Source organism: Streptomyces sp. NRRL S-1813 (assembly GCF_000719605.1).
GTDB lineage: Bacteria > Actinomycetota > Actinomycetes > Streptomycetales > Streptomycetaceae > Streptomyces > Streptomyces decoyicus.
Map to the genome: position 1 here is coordinate 1 of NZ_JOHB01000106.1, position 289 is coordinate 289.

A 289-nucleotide genomic window follows, 5' to 3' on the forward strand; every position below is an offset into this window, starting at 1 on the left:
CAACCACCCCCACGTACGCCAAGCAGCCGTCATCGTCCGCGAAGACCAGCCCGGCGACCAGCGCATCGTCGCCTACGTCATCCCCACGGAGGACGCTGATACGGCGACGGCCGACCTGCGTGAACACACCGCACGGACCCTGCCCGACTACATGGTTCCCGCAGCCGTCGTCACACTGGACGCGTTGCCGCTGACGCCGAACGGGAAGCTGGACCATAAGGCCCTTCCCGCGCCGCAGTTCAGCACGGCTGCAACCACCCGCGGCCCCCGCAACACCCACGAAGAACTC

Annotated in this window: 1 protein-coding gene; it reads left to right on the top strand. The window is 67.8% G+C overall.

Annotation, left to right across the window (positions count from 1 at the left end; all coding sequences use genetic code 11):
* Positions 1 to 289 (top strand): AMP-binding enzyme (locus IF67_RS40100; protein ID WP_037840467.1); only part of this gene is annotated, 289 nt, incomplete at both ends.